Source organism: Sphingomonas sp. S1-29, from assembly GCF_026167545.1.
Classification (GTDB): Bacteria; Pseudomonadota; Alphaproteobacteria; order Sphingomonadales; family Sphingomonadaceae; genus Sphingomonas.
The window spans coordinates 3,155,886-3,175,808 of record NZ_CP110678.1; the positions used below are offsets into that span (position 1 = coordinate 3,155,886).

Genomic DNA, 19,923 nt, shown 5'->3' on the forward strand with positions numbered 1-19,923 from the left:
CATGATGGTAGACGTATCTGCGACCCCGCTGCTCGACACGGTTGATGTTCCGGCCGACCTGCGAAAGCTCAAGCCAGCCGATCTGCGCCAATTGGCCGACGAGCTGCGCCACGAAACGATTTCGGCGGTCGGCACGACCGGCGGGCATTTGGGATCGGGGCTCGGCGTCGTCGAGCTGACCGTTGCGATCCATTATGTGTTCAACACCCCGGTCGACCGACTGGTGTGGGACGTGGGCCACCAATGCTATCCGCACAAGATTCTGACCGGGCGGCGCGACCGGATCCGCACGCTGCGGATGGGCGGGGGCCTCAGCGGCTTCACCAAGCGCGCCGAGAGCGAATATGACCCGTTCGGCGCGGCGCACAGCTCGACCTCGATCTCGGCGGCGCTGGGCTTTGCGGTCGCCAACAAGCTGGCGGGAACGCCGGGCAAGGGCATCGCGGTCATCGGCGACGGATCGATGTCGGCGGGCATGGCCTATGAGGCGATGAACAATGCCGAGCAGGCAGGCAACCGGCTGGTGGTGATCCTCAACGACAACGACATGTCGATCGCGCCGCCGGTCGGCGGGCTTTCGGCCTATCTCAGCCGGATCGTGTCGAGCCGCGAGTTCCTGGGGCTGCGCGAGACGCTCAAGAAATTCGCGCGCCGCCTGCCACGCCCGATGCACGCCGCTGCGCGCAAGACCGACGAGTTCGCGCGCGGGCTGACGATGGGCGGCACGCTGTTCGAGGAGCTGGGCTTTTATTATGTCGGCCCGATCGACGGGCATAATCTCGATCACCTGATCCCGGTGCTCGAAAATGTCCGCGATGCCGAGGAAGGCCCGATCCTGGTCCATGTCGTGACCAAGAAGGGCAAGGGCTATGCCCCCGCCGAGGAATCGGCGGACAAATATCATGGCGTCCAGAAGTTCGACGTCATCACCGGCGCGCAGGCCAAGGCACCGCCGGGGCCGCCAAGCTATCAGAACGTGTTCGGCGAGACGCTGGCGAAGCTGGCCGAGACCGACGAGCGCATCTGCGCGATCACCGCGGCGATGCCCGGCGGGACCGGGGTCGACAAGTTCGCCGCGGCACATCCGACGCGGGCGTTCGACGTCGGGATCGCCGAGCAGCATGCGGTGACCTTCGCCGCCGGCCTTGCAGCGCAGGGGATGCGCCCGTTCTGCGCGATCTATTCGACCTTCCTCCAGCGCGCCTATGACCAGGTGGTGCATGACGTCGCGATCCAGAACCTGCCGGTGCGATTTGCGATCGATCGTGCGGGACTGGTGGGGGCCGATGGCTGTACCCATGCCGGCTCGTTCGACGTCACTTACCTTGCGACCTTGCCGAATTTCGTCATCATGGCGCCCGCCGACGAAGCCGAATTGGTCCACATGACCTATACGGCGGTCTGCCACGACAGCGGCCCGATCGCGCTACGCTACCCGCGCGGCAACGGCACCGGCGTCGCGCTGCCCGAGACGCCCGAGCTGCTCGAGATCGGCAAGGGGCGGATCGTGCGCGAGGGCAAGACCGTGGCGATCCTGTCGCTCGGCACCCGGCTCGAAGAGGCGATGAAGGCCGCCGAGACGCTCGAGGCCAAGGGGCTGTCGACCACCGTCGCCGATCTTCGCTTCGCCAAGCCGCTAGACGAGGCGATGATTCGACGGCTGCTGACGACGCACGAAGTCGCGGTGACGATCGAGGAAAATGCGGTCGGTGGCCTTGGCGCGCACGTGCTGACGCTGGCGAGCGATCAGGGGCTGATCGATGGCGGGTTGAAGCTGCGCACGATGCGGCTGCCCGACATCTTCCAGGACCAGGACAAGCCCGACAAGCAATATGACGAGGCGCGGCTGAACGCGGTGCATATCGTCGAGACGGTGCTGAAGGCGCTGCGGCACAATGAGGATGTAGGCCGGATTGGGGATGCGCGGGCTTAGGGTTTGCCGTTCGCGCCGGTCCGTTCGTGCTGAGTAGCTGCTGAGCCCTTCGACCAGCTCAGGACAGGCGTGTCGAAGCGGCGTATCGAAGCACCGGTGTGTTTGGCGCCATGTCCTTCGATACGGGCCTTCGCCTTCGCTCAGTCCCTACTCAGGACGAACGGGGTTTGGGTGTTCTAGCCCGACCGATCAAAAGCCTATTCCTCGCCCTTTAGGGGGAGGGGGACCGCGAAGCGGTGGAGGGGCTGCCGCGAGCGTGGCGCTCGTGGCGGGCCCCCTCCGTCAGCCCGACGGGCTGCCACCTCCCCCTGAAGGGGGAGGATGGGCCTGGACGAAAGCTACCCTTGCAGTTGCGAATGGTTCGCGCTAGCGGTTGCGAATGGTTCTCAGCCGCACCTTCGCCGCATGACCGGCCGGACGATCCGCGGCTGGGTGGTCGTGCACAGCTGGTCGAGCCTGGTATGCACCGCCTTCCTGCTGATGCTCTGCGTCACCGGGTTGCCGCTGATCTTCCACCACGAGATCGACGAATTGCTCGACGACCAGCCGCCGATCGCCGCGATGCCGGCGGGGACGCCGCTCCAGTCGCTCGATACGATCATGGCGCGCGCGCTGGCCGATCGGTCGGGCGAGGTGGGGCTGTACATGAGCTTCGACGAGGATCGCCCGGTCGTGAACGTCACCACCGGCCCCTCGCCCGATGCCGGCGGGGCCGAGATGACGCTGACCGCCTATGACCAGCGCGACGGGTCGCTGGTCGGCGCGATCGCGCAGGACGGGGTGATGGACTTCATCCTGCAGCTACACACCGACATGTTCGCCGGGCTGCCGGGGATGTTGTTCCTGGGCGCGATGGGGGTGTTGTTCCTCGCCGCGATCGTCTCGGGCGTCGTCCTCTACGCGCCGTTCATGCGCAAGCTCGACTTCGGTACCGTCCGCACCGGCCGCGCGCGGCGGACCAAGTGGCTCGACTATCATAATCTGCTCGGGGTCGTCGTGCTCGCCTGGGCGAGCGTCGTCGGGCTCACCGGGGTGATCAACACGCTCGCCGAGCCGATCATCGCGCAATGGCGCAGCGACGACCTGGCAGCCATCACCCGCGAACATGACGCGCGCGGCCTGCCCGTGCCGACGCGGCTCGCATCGATCAACGCCGCGGTCGAGACCGCCAAGGCGGCGGTGCCCGGCAGCCGGGTGCAGTTCGTCGCCTTTCCCGGCGTCGCTTACAGCAGCCGCCAGCATTATGCGGTGTTCCTGCAGGGCGATACGCCGCTGACCAAGGGGCTGTTGACGCCGGCGCTGGTCGATGCGCGTACCGGCGCGCTGGCGGCGGTGCGGCCGATGCCCTGGTATGTCCAGGCGCTGCAATTGTCGCAGCCGCTGCACTTCGGCGATTATGGCGCGCTGCCGCTCAAGATCCTGTGGGCGGTGCTCGACCTGTTCACGATCCTGGTGCTGGGGTCGGGGCTGTATCTGTGGTTCGCCAAGCGCCACGCATCGAGCGAGGCGAAGGCGCGCGAGGTCGAAAGCGGCGGCGTGCTGGTGCCGGCTGAATGAGCGGGGTGATGCAACGTCCGCGTTCGCGATCGACCGGCGCGATCTTCGTCGTGCCGCTGTTGCTGGCGGTGGCGAGCATGATCGGGCTGGTGGCGGCGCTGCTGGGCGACGGGGTGGCCGACATCGTGTCGTGGGTCGCCTTGGGGTTGCCGGTGGCGGCGGTGGTTTGGGCGATGCGGTTCCGGCGCGGATAGGGGGCAAGGCCCCGTTTGCTTGAAACGAACGGGGTTCGGACAGGCCCTCACCCTTCCGGCGCTGCGCGCCTCCCTCCCTCTCCCGCAGACGGGAGAGGATATTTTCTATTGGGGATTTTCGATGAAGTTCGTTTTGCTTGCCGGTTGCTGTCTGTTTGCCGCCACTGTCGCACATGCGCAGGAGGCGCCGCGCGACGACGACGACATCGTCATTACCGCGCAGGCCGATAACCAGACGCAGGTGATTCGCGGGGGGCAGGTCGGCGTGCTGGGCGACAAGGCCGCCGAGGACGTGCCGTTCAGCATCCGCGCCTATGGCGAGACGCTGATCCTCAACCAGCAGCCGCTGACGCTGGGGCAGGTGCTCGAAAACGATCCCTCGGTGCGCGCGAGCTATGGCTTCGGCAACGCCGCCGAACTGTTCGTCATCCGCGGCTTCCCGCTGTTCGGCGACGATATCGGTCTCGACGGGCTGTACGGCATGGCGCCGCGGCAGCTGATCTCGCCTGAATTGTATGAGCAGGTGCAGATATTGAACGGCGCGAGTGCCTTCCTCAACGGCGCGGCGCCGGGTGGGACTGGGATCGGTGGCAGCGTGAACCTGACCCTCAAGCGCGCTGGCGATCGTCCGCTGACGCGGGTGACGGGCAATTTCAGCGAGGGCGCGCATTTCGGCGGTGCGGTCGATGTGTCGCGGCGCTTCGGCGCGGGGGGCGAGTTCGGGGTGCGGATCAACGGCGCGTATCGTGCGGGCGACGTCAGCGTGAATGACGAGTTTCGTCGCTCGGCGGTGATCGGTGCCGGCTTCGACTGGCGCGGCGAGCGGGCACGGCTGTCGCTCGACCTGGCCTATCAGCGGCTCGAAGTGCGCGGGCTTCGGCCCAAGGTGACCGTTACCGGGCTCACCAGCATTCCCGCGGTGCCGCGCGCCGATGCCAATTATGCGCAGCCCTGGACCTACACCGAATTGCGAGACGTGTTCGGGCTGGTGAAGGGCGAGTATGACCTCGCCGACAATGCGCTGCTGTACGCATCGTTCGGCGCGCGCGACGGGTCGGAGGACGGGATCTATAGCGGGCTGGCTGTTACCAACGCGGTGACCGGCGCGGCGACCGGCGACGCGCTGTTCGTGCCGCGCACCGACAATAACGAAGCCGCGCAAGCGGGGCTCCGGGTGAAGTTGGCGGCGGGCGGGATCAGCCACGAGATTAACTTCGGCGGGTCGATGTCGTGGCAGGTCAATCGCAACGCCTATGACTTCCTCGGCGGGTTCACCCGCTTTGCCACCAATTTGTACGATACCCCGGTGGTGCCGCTGCCGAGCACCGGCTTTGTCGGCGGTGACCTCGACGATCCGTTCGCGGTCTCGCGGGTGCGGCTGGGCAGCGCGTTCGTTTCGGATACGCTGGGGCTTTTCGACGATCGCGTGCTGCTGACCGCGGGGCTTCGGCTGCAGGCGATCAACGTGCGCGGCTATTCGTACACCGATGGTTCGCTGACCAGCGAATATGCCGAGGATGCGGTGACCCCGGTCGTCGGGCTGGTCGTCAAGCCGGTCGAAGGACTGTCGCTGTTCGCCAACCGGATCGAGGGGCTGGCGCAGGGCCCGACCGCGCCGACCACCGATCCGTTGATCGTCAACCCGGGCGAAGTGTTCGCGCCGTTCACATCGGCGCAATATGAGGTCGGCGGCAAGCTGACGCTGGGGCGGTTCAACGCCGGGGTGGCGGTATTCCAGATCGAACAGCCCAGCGCCTTTGCCCGGCCGATCGATCCCGCCGATCCCACCGGACCGCGAATCTTCGCGGTCGAGGGGGGACAGCGCCATCGCGGGGTGGAGCTGACGCTCGACGGCGAACTGGTCGATGGCTTGCGCTTCATCGGCGGCGCGTCGGTGATCCAGGCCAAGCTGCGCGAGACCGAGGGCGGAACGCTCGACGACAATACCGCGGTGGGCGTGCCCGACTATACGATCAACGCGAATGTCGAATGGGACACGCCGTTCATCCCCGGCTTCACGCTGACCGGGCGAGTGATCGATACCGGCAAACAGCAGGTCGATCGCGCCAACACGCTCGAGATTCCAGGCTGGACGCGCTTCGACCTTGGCGCACGCTATGTCGTTGCGGCGGCGCAGCGGCCGCTGACGCTGCGGCTCAACGTCGATAACGTCGCCAACGAACGCTATTGGCAGTCGGCTTTCGACAGCTTCTCGCCCAGCCTGTTGCAGGGAATGCCGCGGACGGTGAAGCTGTCGGCCTCGGTCGAGCTGTAGCGGAACAAAGCGCTGGTTTGGCTGCTTGTGGCGACCTAGAGGCCGATTTTGTTGTCGGCGGTCCAGGGGGAAACATGATCGAGCAGCCAACCACCGCCCAGCCGGCGGACAAGCAGTGGACGCCATCGCGGATCGCGCGGGCCGGAGTGATCTTGATCGCACTGGTCTGCTTGGCGATGCTGCTAATCTCGCTGACCAACCTGTTCCTGTTGATCTTCGCGGCGATCGTGCTGTCGGCGGTGTTCGAAACGCTCGCCAGCCTGATGCAGCGCTGGACGAAGTTGCCGCGCGGGCTCGCGCTGACCGCGGCGGTGCTGCTGATCCTGGGGAGCTTCATCGGCATCTTCGCGATGTTCGGCGCGCAGCTCGCCGCCGAGTTCGACACGATCCGCGAGAAGTTTCCCACCGCGCTCGAGGGAATCCAGCAACAGCTCGATAGCTGGGGCGTCGGCGGCCAGGCGCGCGAGCTGGTGGCCGGCGGGACGAAGGACCTGACCAGCGTGCTGCAGGGCGCGGGCGGCTATGCGCTGTCGGCGGGTAGCGGGCTGGCCGATTTCGCGCTGGTGCTGGTGGGGGCGATCTTCCTGGCGGTCGAGCCCGGCGTGTATCGCCGCGGGCTGGTGCTGCTGATGCCCGAGCGCGCCGAGGACGTGACCGAAGCAGCGCTCGACGATGCCGGGACCGCGCTCAAGGGCTGGATGATCGGGCAGCTAATGTCGATGGTGGTGGTCGCGGCGTTCACCGCGCTGGGGCTGTGGCTGCTCGGCGTGCCCGCGGCGGGCGGGCTGGGGCTGATCGCCGGGCTGCTCGACATCATCCCGTTCATCGGGCCGATCATCGCAGCGGTGCCCGCGGTGCTGCTGGCGTTCACGGTATCGCCCTCGACCGCCTTGTGGACCGTCGGGCTGTTCCTGCTGATCCAGCAAATCCAGGGCAATCTGCTCCAGCCGCTGATCCAGAAGCGCGCGGTCGACGTGCCGCCGGGGGTGCTGCTGTTCGCGGTCGCGGGCGCGGGTATCCTGTTCGGGCTGCTGGGCGTGCTGCTCGCAGCGCCGCTGACGGTGGTGATCTTCGTGTTGGTGCAGCGAATCTATGTGAAGACGCTGCTGGGCAAGCCGATCGAGACCGCCGCAGAAAAGGCCGACTGACGCCCGTCAGCGGCCGACGGTCGCCAGCACGCGCAGCGCCTGCGCGAGGTGCAAGCGTTCGACCATCCGGCCATCGAGGCGGATCGCGCCTTTGCCGGTGTGTTCGGGTAGCGCGAAGGCGTCGCGGATCGCTTCGGCCTCAGCGATCTCGGCTTCGCCGGGGCTGAACGCGCTGTTGCAGGCTGCGATCTGCGAGGGGTGGATCAGCGTCTTGCCGTCGAAGCCGAAGCGGCGGCCCTGTGCGCATTCGGCGGCGAGCCCTTCCGAATCGTCGATGCCGTTGAAGACGCCGTCGAGCGCGGCGAGGCCATGCGCGCGCGCCGCCGCGACGGTGGTGGCGAGGAAGGGGTGGAAGGGCAGGCGGTCGGTGCCGGGCTGCATCCCCATGTCCTTGGCGAGATCGTTGATGCCCATCACCAGCGCGGCGAGCCGCGGCGCTGCGGCTATCTGGCCCAGTGCGAGCAAGGCGGCGGGGGTCTCGATCATCGCCCATAGCGCTACGTCTTCGGACAGCAGCGCGGCGCAGGCGGCGAGGTCGGCGGGGCCGTTGACCTTGGGGAGCAGGATCGCGTGCGGTGGGGTTTCGGCGAGCGCGGCGAGGTCGGCGGCGGCCCATTCCGTGTCGAGCGCGTTGATCCGCACGACCAGTTCGCGCTCGCCGAAATCGCCCAGCGCGAGCGCTGTCACCGCCTGCGCGCGCGCGGCTTCCTTCGCCTCGGGCGCGACCGAGTCTTCGAGGTCGAGGATCACCACGTCGCAGGCTAGCGTGCGCGCCTTGGCGATCGCGCGGTCGTTCGAGGCGGGGAGGTACAGCGCGCTGCGGCGGGGGCGGGGGGTGTCGGTCATGGCGCGGGGATAGCATCGGGGGCGGGGGGATGCCTATGGGGGGCGGCTTCCTTCGCTCCCGTGCCTCCAAGTGCCGTCGCCCCAGCGAAAGCTGGGGCCTTCCCGTTTGGCAGGCCGCGCGTGCAAAATGGGGAGATCCCAGCTTTCGCTGGGATGACGGTCTGTGCAGGGCGCTACTTCATTCGCAACGCCAACCCCGCCGCTACCAGCGACACCGAATCCGCTGCCGCCGCCACCCGCTGGTTCAGCCGCCCCGCTTCATCGCGAAACCGGCGCGCCAGCGCGTTTTCGGGGACGATTCCCATGCCGACTTCGTTCGACACCAGCTTCACCGGACAGCGTGCGCTGGCCAGCGCCGCGACCAGTGCATCGGCGGCGGGCTCGATCGGGTGGTCGCCCAGCATCAGGTTGGTCAGCCACAAGGTGAGGCAGTCGACCAGCAGCACCGATCCGTCGCCACCCTCGCGTTCGATCGCGGCGGGCAGGTCGAGCGGGCATTCGACGGTGCGCCAGCGCGCGCCGCGATCGGCGATGTGGTGCGCGATCCGGTCGGTCATTTCGGCGTCGAACGCCTGTGCTGTCGCGAGATACACCAGTGTCCCCGGCAGCGCTTCGGCCGCGGCCTGCGCCAGCCGGCTCTTGCCCGATCGGGCGCCGCCGATGAAGAAATGTACGCGATCCAAGCCTCTTGCCTCCGCTTCGACCGCATATTAGGGGCGATCGGGTGACAGGTTCCCAGAGATGGGATCAAAAGGGAACCCGGAAGCGGCCAAGCCGTGATCCGGGGCTGTACCCGCAACTGTGACCGGCGAGCGTTCGCCCATCCATGCCACTGGACCCTTAGGGTCCGGGAAGGCGGGACGAACGTGGTGACCCGGGAGCCAGGAGACCTGCCTGTCACGGTCGGTCCTTCGCGCGGACGGGAATATCCGGGCGATCGAGGTTTTTTTCCTCGTGTGACGACACCGTTGGGGTGGCGCGCGTGGAGGGTTCCCACGATAGCATCATCGTGCCCGTCGGGCGCGCGACCCCTTGTTGTTGATAAGGGGAAGAACATGACTATCCGTACATATCCAAGCGCTTACCAGCACTGTTCGCTTTTTGCGGCCCAGCCAGTCCGTTCGTTTCGAGCGCAGTCGAGAAACGGTGATGGCATCCTGTGCGGCGAAAGTTTCTCGAATGCGCTCGAAACGAACGGGCTGAGGGCGAGCGCGGTGCTAGCAGCGCTGGCCATCGCTTTGGCCGCATCACCGGCTTACGCCCGCGACATTCCCGAAACCCCCGACGACACGATCGTTGTCACCGCCAACCGCAGCGAGCAGCCGCTCGACCGGGTCGGCCAGAGCATCAGCATCCTCGACGCCGAGGACATCGAAATCCGCCAGACGCAGGCGGTCGCCGATCTGATGCGGACGCTGCCCGGCGTCACCGTTACGCGCAACGGGGGGATCGGCACCTCGACATCGGTATCGATCCGCGGTGCCGATGGCGACCAGACCGTTGCGCTGATCGACGGGGTCAAGCTCAACGATCCCTCGTCGCCCGGTGGCGGGTTCAATTTCGGCAATCTGCTCGTCGGCAATATCCAGCGGATCGAGGTGCTGCGCGGGCCGTCATCGATCCTGTGGGGCAGCCAGGCGATCGGCGGCGTCGTCAATTTGCTGACCGCGCCGCCGACCGAGGCGCTGGCGGTGAATGCCCGCGCCGAAGTTGGCTGGCGCAACACCGGTCAGGCGGTCGCTAACATCTCGGGTAAGGCGGGGCCGTTGTCGGTGAGCGCGGGCGGCGGCTATTTTCGCAGCGACGGCATCTCGGCGTTCAGCGAGGCGCGCGGCGGCACCGAGCGCGACGGCTATCGCAACTGGGGTGCGAACCTGAACCTGAACCTGGCGCTGACCGACGCGATTTCGGTCGACGCGCGCGGCTATTATTCGGACGGGCGGGTCGAGATCGACGGCTTCGCCGCCCCCACCTTCGCGTTCGGCGATACCGAGGAATATAGCACGACGCGCGAGTTCGTCGGCTATGCGGGGCTCAATGCCGCGCTGTTCGAGGGGCGGTTCCGCAACCGGCTGGGCTTTGCCTATACCGATTCGGATCGCGGGAGCTTCGACCCCGCCGAGACCTTCGCGGCCAAGGGTCGCAACGAGCGGCTCGAATATCAGGGCGTCGTCGATATCGTCGCGGGCAGCCAGGCGACCTTCGGGATCGAGCGCGAAACCTCGCGCTTCACTTCGGCGAGCTATGGCGGCCCCGAGGCACGCGGGCGTGCACAGATCGACAGCGTCTATGGCCAGTTGGTGGCGACGCCGATTACCGGGCTGACGCTGACCGGCGGGCTGCGCCACGACGAGCATAACCGCTTCGGCGGCGCGACCACCGTGGGCGCGAGCGGGGTGTTCTCGCCCAATGACGGCGCGACGATCCTGCGCGCGAGCTATAGCGAGGGCTTCAAGGCGCCGTCGCTGTACCAGCTGCAGAGCGAGTACGGCAATCAGACGCTTCGGCCCGAACGCGCGCATGGGTGGGACGCCGGGGTGACGCAGCGGCTGCTCGATGGCGCGATCGAAGCGAGCGCCACCTATTTCCGGCGCGACAGCCAGGACCTGATCGTGTTCGTGTCGTGCAACGCGCCGCTGAGCGGCATCTGCGCCGGACGGCCGTTCGGCACTTACGACAATATCGCCGAGGCGACCTCGAAGGGCGTCGAGGTGGCGCTGGCGCTGCAGCCGGTGCCAGCGCTGCGCATGCAGGGGAGCTACACGCATATCGATGCGCGCAACCGTTCGCCGGGTGACGCCAATTTCGACCGGCGGCTGGCGCGGCGGCCGAGCGACAGCGTGACGACGACGGTCGATTACAGCTGGCCGTTCGGGCTGCAGACCGGGGCGACGCTGACTCATGTCGGCACCAGCTTCGACAATGCCAGCAACGCGCGGCGGATCGAGGGCTATGTGCTCGCCGACCTACGCGCGGCGCTGCCGGTGACGCGCAATGTCGAGCTGTACGGGCGCGTCGAGAATGTGTTCGACGAGCGGTATGAGACGCTGTTCCGCTACGGCACGTCAGGACGCGCTGCCTATGGCGGCGTTCGGGTGCGCTACTGATGGCGCAGGCCGCCCGCATCGCTTTCGCGTCGCCCGATATCACATGCTTTGCCGTGCATGGCGGGCGGATCGATGCCGCCCGGGCGGCCTATCCCGCGGTCGCCGACTGGATCGACCTTTCGACGGGGCTCAGTCCCTGGGCCTGGCCCGCGACGATCGACGCCTCGGCGCTGACGCATCTGCCGACGCCCGAGGCGTTGGATCGGCTCGAGGCGACCGCCGCTGCTGCGTTCGGCACGAGCGCGGCGCGCGTGGTGGCGGTGCCGGGCAGCGATCTGGCGCTGCGATTGCTGGGCCGGATGATCGGCGGGCATGCCGCGGTGGCGGGGCCGGGCTATTCGGGGCATCTGGCGATGTGGGCGGGGCGCGCGGTGGCTGCGGGGCTCGGGTCGCTTGGCGATAGCGCGCGCGCGGGCGAGACGGCGGTGGTCGCGCGGCCGAACAATCCCGACGGGCAGGTCGTTGATCTCGCGACGCTAGAACGCCTTGCCGAGCGCGACGACTGGCTGATCGTCGACGAAGCCTTTGTCGACGCAACGCCCGAGCTGAGCCTGGCGGGGCAGGCATGGGATTCGCTGATCGTGCTTCGGTCGTTCGGCAAATTCTATGGGCTTGCCGGGGTGCGGCTGGGGTTCGTGATCGCGCCACCGGCGATCGTCCAGGGGCTGCGCGAGCTGCTTGGCGACTGGCCGGTGTCGGGGCCGGCGATCGCGATCGGGACGGCGGCCTATGCCGATCGCGCTTGGGCGGCGATGCAGGCGGCGCGGCTGACCGAGGCGGCGGCGCGGCTCGATGCGCTGCTTGCCGGCGCGGGGCTGCGCGTGGCGGGTGGCACCGCGTTGTTCCGGCTGATCGAGACGCCGCACGCGTACGCGCTGTTCGACCATCTGGCGCGAAGCGGCATCCTCACCCGGCCCTTCGCCGATCGGCCGCAGGCGTTGCGGCTGGGGTTGCCCGGCACCCCCGCGGCATGGGATCGCATCGCCTCCGCGCTCAACGACTGGAGCAAGCCATGACCGACACGCCCGACGACTATGCCCGCCACAATGCCCGATCGAAGCGGATCCAGGCCGCGCGCGAACGGATGCAGGCGCGCCACACGCTCGAACGCGGGCTGCTGATCATCCATACCGGCAACGGCAAGGGCAAATCCTCCTCGGCCTTCGGCATGGCGATCCGTTCGCTTGGCTGGGGGATGAAGGTCGGCATCGTCCAATATGTGAAGGGGGCGTGGGAAACCGGCGAGAAGAACTTCTTCCAGGCATCGCCCGACTTACTGACGTTCGAGGTGATGGGCGAAGGCTTTACCTGGGACACGCAGGACCGCGCGCGCGATATCGAGGCGGCGCGCGCGGCGTGGGAGCGATCGAAGGAATTGATCCTCGACCCCGCTTATGAATTCGTCATCCTCGATGAACTCAACATCGTGCTGCGCGACGATACGCTGCCGATCGGCGAGATCGTCGATTTCCTGCGCGATCGTCCGCTGACCAAGCATATCTGCATCACCGGGCGCGGCGCGAAGCCCGAATTGCTCGAAATCGCCGATCTGGTCACCGGCTTCGCCGAGGTGAAGCACCCGTATAAGGCGGGCTTCAAGGCGCAGCGGGGCGTTGAATATTGAAGCGCGCGGGGCTTCTGGCGGCGTTGCTGTGCGTGGGGGCCGCTCCCGCGCCGGTGCCCTTGCGGGTGGTTTCGATCAACCCCTGCGCCGATTCGGTGCTGATGCGGGTCGCCGATCGGGGCCAGATCGCCGCCGTGAGCCATTATTCGCACGACCCTGAGGCAAGTTCGATCCCGGTGGAAATCGCGCGACGGTTCAAGGCGACGTCGGGCACTGCCGAGGAAGTGGTGGCGCTGGCCCCCGATGTGGTGCTGTCGGGCCGGCATGTCGCGCGTTCGACGATCCTGACACTGCGGCGGATGGGGGTGCGGCTGGTGCAACTCGACGTGCCGACGACGATCGCCGAGAGCGTGGCGCAGGTCCGCCTGATCGCCGACACGGTGGGCCGGCCCGAACGCGGCGCGGTGCTGGCCGAGGCGATCGAGCGATCGGTGCGCGCCGCCAAGCCAGCCGATAGCCGCGCGATCCCCGCGTTGATCTGGCAGGGCGGGGGGCTGGTGCCGGGTACCGACACGCTGTCTAGCGACATGCTGCGCGCCGGGGGGTTTCGCAACCTCAGCGCCGATTACGGCCTCAAGAACTGGGACATATTACCGCTCGAACGGCTGGTGGCGAAGCCGCCGCGCATGTTGTTGACGGTGGGCGAAGGGGAGGGGGCCGGCGACCGGCGGCTTAGCCATCCGGTGCTTCGCCCGCTTGCGCGCCACATGACCCGCGCGGCGTGGCCCGAGCGGCTGATGCATTGCGGCGGGCCGACGATCGTCGATGCGATGACTCGCCTGCGCGCAATCCGCAGCCGATTGCCCGCCGCATGAGGCTGAACCTGACGCTGGCCGTCGGCATCGCCTTTGCGGTGGTTCTTTCGCTGATCGCGGGGAAGGTGTGGTTGCCCGCCGAAGCTTGGCGCGTGGGCGATCCGCGCTTCCTCATCATCTTCGAACTGCGGATGCCGCGCACCGTGCTGGCGCTGGCGATCGGCGCGGCGCTTGGGCTGTCGGGCGCGGCGATGCAGGGCTATCTTCGCAATCCGCTCGCCGATCCGGGGCTGTTCGGGGTGTCGGCGGGGGCGGCGCTGGGGGCGGTGCTGTCGATGTTCTTTGGCTTTGCGCTGTCGGCCTGGCTGCTGCCTGCCTTTGCGCTGACCGGCGCGGCGGCGACGATGACGTTGCTGGCATTGCTGGCTGGCCGATCGGCGAGCGTGCTGGTGTTCACGCTGGCGGGGGTGATCGTGTCGAGCGTCGCAGGGTCGATGACCGCGCTCGCCATCAGCCTTGCCCCTACGCCCTTCGCCGCGAGCGAGATCGTGACCTGGCTGATGGGCGCGCTCACCGATCGTAGCTGGGACGACGTGCTGCTGGCGCTGCCGATCATCGGCGTCGGCGCGGCGTGCATCGCCTTTACCGGGCGCGCGCTTGACGTGTTGACGCTGGGTGAGGCGGCGGCGCGGTCGATGGGGGTCGATCGCCTGCGGCTGCAATGGCTGATCGTTGTCGGCGTCGGGCTGTGCGTCGGCGCGTCGGTGGCGGCGGCGGGAATCATCGGTTTCGTCGGGCTGATCGTGCCGCATCTGGTGCGCCCGTTCGTCGGCAACCGGCCATCGGCGACGCTGCTCCCCTCGGCGCTGGGCGGCGCGCTGCTGCTGCTGCTTGCCGACAGTCTGGTACGCGCCGCGCCGACGGTGAGCGAATTGCGGCTGGGGATCGCGATGTCGATGCTGGGCGGGCCGTTCTTCCTGGTGTTGCTGGTGCGGATGCGAAGGAAGCTGGCATGACCGGGTTGCTGGTTCGCGAGCTGCGGCTGTCGCTTGGCGGCGCGGCGGTGCTCGGCGGGATCGACGCCGGCTTCGCGCGCGGGCGGGTGGCGGCGGTGCTGGGGCCGAACGGCGCGGGCAAAAGCAGCCTGCTCGCCTGTCTCGCCAGCCTGCGCGCGCCCGACAGCGGCACGATTACCCTCGACGGGCAGGCGCTGGCGGCGATCGACCCGCGCGATCGCGCGCGGCGGATCGGGCTGCTGCCGCAGACCGCCGATGTCCATTGGGACGTCGATGTCGCGACCTTGGTGGCGCTGGGCCGCTATCCCCGGCGCGGACGCTGGGGCGAGAGCGAGCAGGATCGCGCGGCGGTGGTGCGCGCGATGGCGGCGACCGACGTGACACGCTTCGCCGATCGCCGGGTCGAGACGCTGTCCGGGGGCGAGCGCGGGCGGGTGCTGCTGGCGCGGGTGCTGGCGGGCGAGCCCGAATGGCTGCTTGCCGATGAACCGCTCGCCAGCCTCGACCCTGCGCACCAGCTCGACGTGCTCGATCGGCTGCGCGCGGTGGCGGGCGAGGGGGCTGGGGTCGTGGTGGTGCTTCACGACCTGAACCAGGCGGCGCGGGTGGCCGATGATGTCGTGCTGATGCGCGGCGGGCGGATCGTTGCGGCGGGGGCACCTGAAGCCGTGCTGACGCCGGCGCTGATCGCGCAGACTTACGGCGTCGAGGCGCATGTCGGGCACACGCCCCAGGGGCAGCGCTATGTGATCCCGGTGCGGCGGACGTGATGCTTGGCCGCGAGGAACAATTGCTCGCGGCGCTGATCGTCGAGGCGGCGGTCGGCTATCCGGCGGCGGTGTATCGGCGGATCGGCCATCCGGTGACCTGGATCGGCGCGCTGATCGCGGCGATCGAGGTGCGGATGAACCGTGGCGGCTGGGGTGCGCGGCGGGTTTCGGGATGCGCGTTGCTCGCGGTGTTGGCGCTGGTGGCGGGCGGTGCAGGCTGGGCGATCGAGGAGGTCGCAGGCGCGGCAGTTATCGTGCTGCTGGCGACCACTGGCCTTGCGCAGCGCAGCCTGTACGATCATGTCGCGGCGGTGCTGAAGCCGCTGGCGGCTGGCGATATTGCGGACGCGCGGGGGGCGCTGGCGATGATCGTCGGGCGCGACACTGCGTCGCTTGACGAAGCGGGGATCGCCACCGGCGCGATCGAGAGCCTGGCCGAAAGCTTCTGCGACGGGGTCGTCGCACCCGCTTTCTGGTTCGCGGTTGCCGGATTGCCGGGGCTGGCGATCTGCAAGGCGATCAACACCGCCGACAGCATGGTTGGCCATCGCGACGCGCGCTACGCCGCGTTCGGCTGGGCCTGCGCGCGCGCCGATGACGTGGTGAACTGGCTGCCGGCGCGGCTGTCGGGGGCGATGCTCTGTGTTGTCGGGGGCGGCGGCTGGCGGACGATGCTGCGCGATGCCCGCGCGCATGCTTCGCCCAATGGCGGCTGGCCCGAAGCGGCGATGGCGGGGGCGCTGGGCGTCCGGCTCGGCGGCCCGGTCAGCTATGACGGCGAAGCGGCGGCGCGGGCGTGGCTTGGGCAGGGCCGTGCGCCCGACGCCCGCGATCTGCGCCGCGCGCTGGCGATGTATCTGCGCGCCTGCCTGTTGCTGTGGGGAATTGTGGGAGTGCTCGCATGGCTACGGTGATGTTGCAGGGCACTGGCTCCGACGTCGGCAAATCGGTGCTGGTCGCGGGGCTATGCCGGCTGTTCGCCAATCGTGGGCTTACGGTTCGCCCGTTCAAGCCGCAGAACATGTCGAACAACGCCGCCGTCACCCAGCCCGACGCCAATGGCCGGCGCGGCGAGATCGGGCGCGCGCAGGCGTTGCAAGCACTCGCCTGCCGCACCGCGCCGACGATCGACATGAACCCGGTGCTGATCAAGCCGCAATCCGATGTCGGCGCGCAGGTGATCGTGCATGGCCAGGTGCGCGGCCAGTTCGCGGCGCGCGATTATCAGGCGGCCAAGGTTTCACTGCTGGGCGCGGTGCTCGACTCCTATGCGCGCCTGTCGGCCGAATGCGACCTGGTGATCGTCGAGGGTGCGGGCAGCCCCGCCGAGACCAATTTGCGCGCCGGGGACATCGCCAATATGGGTTTCGCCCGCCCCGCGCGGGTGCCGGTGGTGCTGGTGGGCGACATTGATCGTGGCGGGGTGATCGCCTCGCTGGTCGGCACCCATGCGGTGCTCGATGCCGAGGATGCCGCGATGATCCGGGGGTTCCTGATCAACAAGTTCCGCGGCGACGTGGCGCTGTTTGACGATGGGCTGCGCGAGATCGAACGGCGTACCGGCTGGCCCGGCCTTGGCGTGATCCCCTGGCTCGCCGCCGCGCGCTCGCTGCCTGCCGAGGATGCGGTGGTTCTCGATTCGGCCGCGTCGGGCGAGGGCGCGGTGGTGATCGCGGTGCCGATGCTGTCGCGGATCGCCAATTTCGACGATTTCGATGCACTCGCCGCCGAACCTGGCGTGCGGCTGGTGATGGTGCCGCCCGGATCGCCGCTCCCCGCCGACGCTGCGCTGGTGATCCTGCCGGGGACCAAGGCGACGATCGCCGATCTGGGCTTTTTGCGCGCGCAGGGGTGGGACATCGACCTGGCCGGGCATGTCCGGCGCGGCGGGCAGGTGCTGGGGATTTGCGGCGGCTATCAGATGCTGGGGGCGACGATCGCCGATCCCGATGGGGTCGAGGGGACGCCGGGTCAGGTCGCGGGGCTGGGGCTGTTGCCGGTCGATACCGTGCTGACCGGCGACAAAAGGCTCGAGGACGTGACCGGCATCAGCATCGCCGATGCCGCCGCCTTTGCCGGCTATGAAATCCATGCCGGGCGCACCAGCACCGCGCCGGGGACGCCGCCGATGCTGCGCTTCGCCGATGGCGGCGAGGATGGCGCGGTGCTCGGCAAGATCGCTGGCTGCTATGTCCACCGCCTGTTCGATCACCCCGCACAGCGCGCCGCGTTGCTCGCGCGGCTGGGTGCTGCGTCGAACGGCATCCACGAAACCGCGCGAGTCGATGCCGCGCTCGATTCGCTCGCCGCCGCGCTCGACCGCGTGGTCGATGCCGACCGTCTGCTCACTATCGCAAGGACTGCCGCATGATCGACGAAGCCGCCGCCTGGGACCATCTCGACGCGCTTGCCAAACCGCGCCGGAGCCTGGGGAAGCTTGAAGCGCTGGCGGTGCGGCTGGCCTGCATCCAGCAGCGGCTCGATCCGGTTACGCGCCCGCGCCGCATCGTGCTGTTCGCCGCCGATCACGGCGTCGTCGCCCAAGGGGTGTCGGCCTGGCCCAGCGACGTCACCGGGCTGATGGTGGCGACGATCGCGATGGGCCGCGCGGCTAGCAACGCACTGGCGGCGGCACATGGTTGCGACTTGCGGCTGGTCGATATGGGGGTGGCATCGCCGCCGGGCGGGGCGATGCCCGATCATTTCCGCGATGCGTCGCTGGGCAAGGGCAGCGCCGATCTGGCGACCGGCCCCGCGCTGACGCTCGAACAGTTCGACGCGGCCTGGGGTGTGGGAGCCGAGGAGGCCGAACGCGCGGTGCAGGCGGGGGTCGCGGTGTTGATCGCGGGTGAAATGGGTATCGGCAACACCACGCCAGCCGCCTGCCTCACCGCGTTGCTGGCCGACGTCGCGACCGAAACGGCGGTGGGACCGGGGGCAGGGGCCGATGCCGAGGTGCAGGCGATCAAGCAGCGCGTCGTGCGCGAAGCCGTCGTGCGCGCCCGCAGCGAGGCCGATCCGCGTGCCGCCATCGCCTCGGTCGCCGGGTTCGAGATCGCGGCGATGGCGGGCTATTTCGCAGCCGGTGCTGCGGCGGGGGCGACGCTGTTGCTCGACGGCTATGTCGCCACCGCCGCCGCGCTGATTGCCGAGCGGCTGGCTCCGGGCACCGCGCGCGCGATGATAGCCGCGCATCGTTCGGCCGAGCCGGGGCATGGCGCCGCGCTCGCGCATCTGGGGCTCGAGCCGCTGCTCGATTGGGAGATGCGGCTGGGCGAGGGCACCGGCGCGCTGGTGGCGCTGCCGTTGCTCGACAGTGCCGCGGCGATCCTGTGCGATGTCGCATCGCTCGCCGATCTGGGGGTGGGGCGTGCCGACTGAGGCGCCGGGCTGGGCACCGCCGCTGCTGGCGGTGCAGTTCCTGACGCGAATCCCGGTGCCGATGACCGCGCGGCTGTCGCGCGAGCAGGTCGTCGACGGGCTTGCGCGCGCGGTCGGCTGGTTTCCTGCGGTCGGCACGTTGGTTGGCTGCGTCACTGCGGCGGTGGCGGTTTCGGCGAGCGCGGTGTGGCCGGTGCCGGTGGCGGTGGTGCTGGCGCTGATCGTCGAGGCACTGCTGACCGGCGCGTTTCACGAGGATGCGGTCGCCGATTTCTGCGACGCATTCGGCGGCGGGCTGACATCGGAGGATGTGCGGCGGATCATGAAGGACAGCCGCATCGGCAGCTATGGCGCGGTCGGGCTGGTGCTGGCGATCAGTTTGCGCGTGGGGACGATGATTGCGCTGGTGCAGGCACTGCCGCCGGTCGAGGCGTTCGTGGCGATCGTCGCGGCGGCGACTTTCGGGCGGCTGCTGGTGGTGGCGACGATGGCGGCGATCGACCCTGCGCCGGCGGGGACGGGGCTCGCCAAGGACATCGGCGCGGTTACCGATATCCGGCGGCTGGGGTTCGCGGTGCTGGTCGCGCTGCCGGGGTTGGTTTGGTTCGCGGTGATCGATCCGGCTGCCTTGCTGTTCGCCTGCCTCGCGGCGGGTGCGTTTCTGTGGTGGTTCCGTCGGCTGCTGCGGCGGCGGATCGGCGGCAGCACCGGCGACTGCCTCGGCTTCGCGGCCTATGCCGGGCAGCTGATCGCACTGCTGGCGGCGAGCGCGGCGTGATCCTGCTGGTGCGCCATCCCGCCGTGGCGCGCGCGTGGGCGGGGCGCTGCTATGGGGTGAGCGATGTCGGGCTGAGCCGGGCGGGGGCGATGCAGATGCACGCGCTGCTGCCCGCGCTGGTTGCGTGGGGGCCGACGCAGATCGTCCATTCGGGGCTGCGCCGCGCTGCGGTGCTGGCGGAGGCGGTGGCGAAGGCTTCGGGCGCGCCGATCGCGGTCGACCCCCGCTGGCGCGAACGCGATTTCGGCGCGTGGGAGGGGCGAAGCTGGCAGGCAATCTATCGCGCCACTGGCAACGCGATGGACGGGATGATCGACGCCCCCGACAGCTTCCGCCCCGGCGGCGGGGAAACGACCAGCGAACTCGCTGCCCGCGCGGTTGCTGGCTGCGACGCGCTGCCTGCAGGCCGCGTGCTGGTGGTGAGCCATGGCGGCCCGATCGCGGCGTTGCTGGGAAGCAGAGCGGGTGCGCCCCCGCGCGATTGGCTGAAGCTGGTCCCGCCGACGGGCGGAACCGCGCGACTGCGGCGGTAACTCACC

Annotated in this window: 18 protein-coding genes and 1 riboswitch; of the genes, 16 read left to right on the forward strand and 2 right to left on the reverse strand. The window is 68.9% G+C overall.

Features of this window, described 5'->3' with window-relative positions:
* Positions 1 to 4: 4 nt before the first annotated feature.
* The 5 genes from dxs to OKW76_RS15100 all read left to right on the forward strand — a co-directional run bounded on the left by dxs (position 5) and on the right by OKW76_RS15100 (position 7,107).
* Positions 5 to 1,933, forward strand: coding sequence for a 1-deoxy-D-xylulose-5-phosphate synthase (gene dxs / locus OKW76_RS15080; protein ID WP_265553025.1), 1,929 nt, complete (start codon positions 5 to 7; stop codon positions 1,931 to 1,933).
* A 405-nt stretch (positions 1,934 to 2,338) separates the two neighbouring features.
* A complete protein-coding gene (locus tag OKW76_RS15085; RefSeq protein WP_265549683.1) occupies positions 2,339 to 3,490 on the forward strand; it encodes a PepSY-associated TM helix domain-containing protein in 1,152 nt (383 codons plus the stop codon).
* Between the two features lie 8 nt (positions 3,491 to 3,498).
* Positions 3,499 to 3,684 (forward strand): hypothetical protein, encoded by a 186-nt coding sequence (locus OKW76_RS15090; RefSeq protein ID WP_265549686.1) that lies wholly within the window; start codon positions 3,499 to 3,501, stop codon positions 3,682 to 3,684.
* Between the two features lie 121 nt (positions 3,685 to 3,805).
* Complete coding sequence (locus OKW76_RS15095) at positions 3,806 to 5,959, forward strand: TonB-dependent receptor (RefSeq protein WP_265549688.1); 2,154 nt, start codon at positions 3,806 to 3,808, stop codon at positions 5,957 to 5,959.
* A 74-nt stretch (positions 5,960 to 6,033) separates the two neighbouring features.
* Positions 6,034 to 7,107 (forward strand): AI-2E family transporter, encoded by a 1,074-nt coding sequence (locus tag OKW76_RS15100; RefSeq protein ID WP_265549690.1) that lies wholly within the window; start codon positions 6,034 to 6,036, stop codon positions 7,105 to 7,107.
* A 6-nt stretch (positions 7,108 to 7,113) separates the two neighbouring features.
* On the opposite strand, the gene OKW76_RS15105 is transcribed toward OKW76_RS15100, so the two are convergent.
* Both OKW76_RS15105 and cobU read right to left on the reverse strand, forming a co-directional pair.
* Positions 7,114 to 7,953, reverse strand: a complete 840-nt coding sequence (locus tag OKW76_RS15105) for an HpcH/HpaI aldolase/citrate lyase family protein (protein ID WP_265549692.1) — start codon at positions 7,951 to 7,953, stop codon at positions 7,114 to 7,116.
* Between the two features lie 173 nt (positions 7,954 to 8,126).
* Positions 8,127 to 8,636 (reverse strand): bifunctional adenosylcobinamide kinase/adenosylcobinamide-phosphate guanylyltransferase, encoded by a 510-nt coding sequence (gene cobU / locus OKW76_RS15110; protein WP_265549694.1) that lies wholly within the window; start codon positions 8,634 to 8,636, stop codon positions 8,127 to 8,129.
* A gap of 29 nt (positions 8,637 to 8,665) precedes the next feature.
* A riboswitch (cobalamin riboswitch) is annotated at positions 8,666 to 8,866 on the forward strand.
* Positions 8,867 to 9,167: 301 nt separating this feature from the next.
* Between cobU and OKW76_RS15115 the strand changes: the two genes are divergently transcribed.
* The 11 genes from OKW76_RS15115 to OKW76_RS15165 are packed head-to-tail and all read left to right on the forward strand — an operon-like array spanning position 9,168 to position 19,917.
* Positions 9,168 to 11,060 (forward strand): TonB-dependent receptor plug domain-containing protein, encoded by a 1,893-nt coding sequence (locus tag OKW76_RS15115; RefSeq protein WP_265549695.1) that lies wholly within the window; start codon positions 9,168 to 9,170, stop codon positions 11,058 to 11,060.
* Positions 11,060 to 12,076, forward strand: coding sequence for an aminotransferase class I/II-fold pyridoxal phosphate-dependent enzyme (locus OKW76_RS15120; RefSeq protein ID WP_265549697.1), 1,017 nt, complete (start codon positions 11,060 to 11,062; stop codon positions 12,074 to 12,076). The genes OKW76_RS15115 and OKW76_RS15120 overlap by 1 nt, the downstream gene beginning before the upstream one ends.
* The gene (gene cobO, locus OKW76_RS15125; protein ID WP_265549699.1) at positions 12,073 to 12,684 is read left to right on the forward strand and encodes a cob(I)yrinic acid a,c-diamide adenosyltransferase; all 612 of its coding nucleotides are present in this window, start codon (positions 12,073 to 12,075) and stop codon (positions 12,682 to 12,684) included. The genes OKW76_RS15120 and cobO overlap by 4 nt, the downstream gene beginning before the upstream one ends.
* Complete coding sequence (locus OKW76_RS15130; RefSeq protein ID WP_265549701.1) at positions 12,681 to 13,499, forward strand: ABC transporter substrate-binding protein; 819 nt, start codon at positions 12,681 to 12,683, stop codon at positions 13,497 to 13,499. Before cobO ends, OKW76_RS15130 begins: the two co-directional genes overlap by 4 nt.
* Positions 13,496 to 14,455 carry a FecCD family ABC transporter permease gene (locus OKW76_RS15135; RefSeq protein ID WP_265549703.1) on the forward strand — a complete coding sequence of 320 codons (960 nt, stop codon included), beginning with the start codon at positions 13,496 to 13,498 and terminating at the stop codon, positions 14,453 to 14,455. Before OKW76_RS15130 ends, OKW76_RS15135 begins: the two co-directional genes overlap by 4 nt.
* Positions 14,452 to 15,225, forward strand: coding sequence for an ABC transporter ATP-binding protein (locus OKW76_RS15140; protein WP_265549705.1), 774 nt, complete (start codon positions 14,452 to 14,454; stop codon positions 15,223 to 15,225). Before OKW76_RS15135 ends, OKW76_RS15140 begins: the two co-directional genes overlap by 4 nt.
* Positions 15,225 to 16,139, forward strand: coding sequence for an adenosylcobinamide-phosphate synthase CbiB (gene cbiB, locus OKW76_RS15145; protein WP_265553027.1), 915 nt, complete (start codon positions 15,225 to 15,227; stop codon positions 16,137 to 16,139). Before OKW76_RS15140 ends, cbiB begins: the two co-directional genes overlap by 1 nt.
* A complete protein-coding gene (locus tag OKW76_RS15150; protein ID WP_265549707.1) occupies positions 16,127 to 17,596 on the forward strand; it encodes a cobyric acid synthase in 1,470 nt (489 codons plus the stop codon). Before cbiB ends, OKW76_RS15150 begins: the two co-directional genes overlap by 13 nt.
* Positions 17,593 to 18,606: a nicotinate-nucleotide--dimethylbenzimidazole phosphoribosyltransferase gene (gene cobT, locus OKW76_RS15155; protein ID WP_265549709.1), complete on the forward strand. Its 1,014-nt coding sequence runs from the start codon at positions 17,593 to 17,595 to the stop codon at positions 18,604 to 18,606. The genes OKW76_RS15150 and cobT overlap by 4 nt, the downstream gene beginning before the upstream one ends.
* On the forward strand, positions 18,563 to 19,384 hold the full coding sequence (locus OKW76_RS15160) for an adenosylcobinamide-GDP ribazoletransferase (protein WP_265549710.1): 822 nt from the start codon (positions 18,563 to 18,565) through the stop codon (positions 19,382 to 19,384). Before cobT ends, OKW76_RS15160 begins: the two co-directional genes overlap by 44 nt.
* Positions 19,381 to 19,917: a histidine phosphatase family protein gene (locus OKW76_RS15165; RefSeq protein WP_265549712.1), complete on the forward strand. Its 537-nt coding sequence runs from the start codon at positions 19,381 to 19,383 to the stop codon at positions 19,915 to 19,917. Before OKW76_RS15160 ends, OKW76_RS15165 begins: the two co-directional genes overlap by 4 nt.
* The last annotated feature ends 6 nt before the right edge of the window (positions 19,918 to 19,923 follow it).

What these genes read in the sequence shown, in the direction of transcription:
- dxs (WP_265553025.1), top strand. Translation starts at nt 5, where the DNA reads ATGGTAGACGTATCTGCGACCCCGCTGCTCGACACGGTTGATGTTCCG.
- OKW76_RS15085 (WP_265549683.1), top strand. Translation starts at nt 2,339, where the DNA reads ATGACCGGCCGGACGATCCGCGGCTGGGTGGTCGTGCACAGCTGGTCG.
- OKW76_RS15090 (WP_265549686.1), top strand. Translation starts at nt 3,499, where the DNA reads ATGCAACGTCCGCGTTCGCGATCGACCGGCGCGATCTTCGTCGTGCCG.
- OKW76_RS15095 (WP_265549688.1), top strand. Translation starts at nt 3,806, where the DNA reads ATGAAGTTCGTTTTGCTTGCCGGTTGCTGTCTGTTTGCCGCCACTGTC.
- OKW76_RS15100 (WP_265549690.1), top strand. Translation starts at nt 6,034, where the DNA reads ATGATCGAGCAGCCAACCACCGCCCAGCCGGCGGACAAGCAGTGGACG.
- OKW76_RS15105 (WP_265549692.1), bottom strand. Translation starts at nt 7,953, where the DNA reads ATGACCGACACCCCCCGCCCCCGCCGCAGCGCGCTGTACCTCCCCGCC.
- OKW76_RS15120 (WP_265549697.1), top strand. Translation starts at nt 11,060, where the DNA reads ATGGCGCAGGCCGCCCGCATCGCTTTCGCGTCGCCCGATATCACATGC.
- cobO (WP_265549699.1), top strand. Translation starts at nt 12,073, where the DNA reads ATGACCGACACGCCCGACGACTATGCCCGCCACAATGCCCGATCGAAG.
- OKW76_RS15135 (WP_265549703.1), top strand. Translation starts at nt 13,496, where the DNA reads ATGAGGCTGAACCTGACGCTGGCCGTCGGCATCGCCTTTGCGGTGGTT.
- OKW76_RS15140 (WP_265549705.1), top strand. Translation starts at nt 14,452, where the DNA reads ATGACCGGGTTGCTGGTTCGCGAGCTGCGGCTGTCGCTTGGCGGCGCG.
- cbiB (WP_265553027.1), top strand. Translation starts at nt 15,225, where the DNA reads ATGCTTGGCCGCGAGGAACAATTGCTCGCGGCGCTGATCGTCGAGGCG.
- OKW76_RS15150 (WP_265549707.1), top strand. Translation starts at nt 16,127, where the DNA reads ATGGCTACGGTGATGTTGCAGGGCACTGGCTCCGACGTCGGCAAATCG.
- cobT (WP_265549709.1), top strand. Translation starts at nt 17,593, where the DNA reads ATGATCGACGAAGCCGCCGCCTGGGACCATCTCGACGCGCTTGCCAAA.
- OKW76_RS15160 (WP_265549710.1), top strand. Translation starts at nt 18,563, where the DNA reads ATGTCGCATCGCTCGCCGATCTGGGGGTGGGGCGTGCCGACTGAGGCG.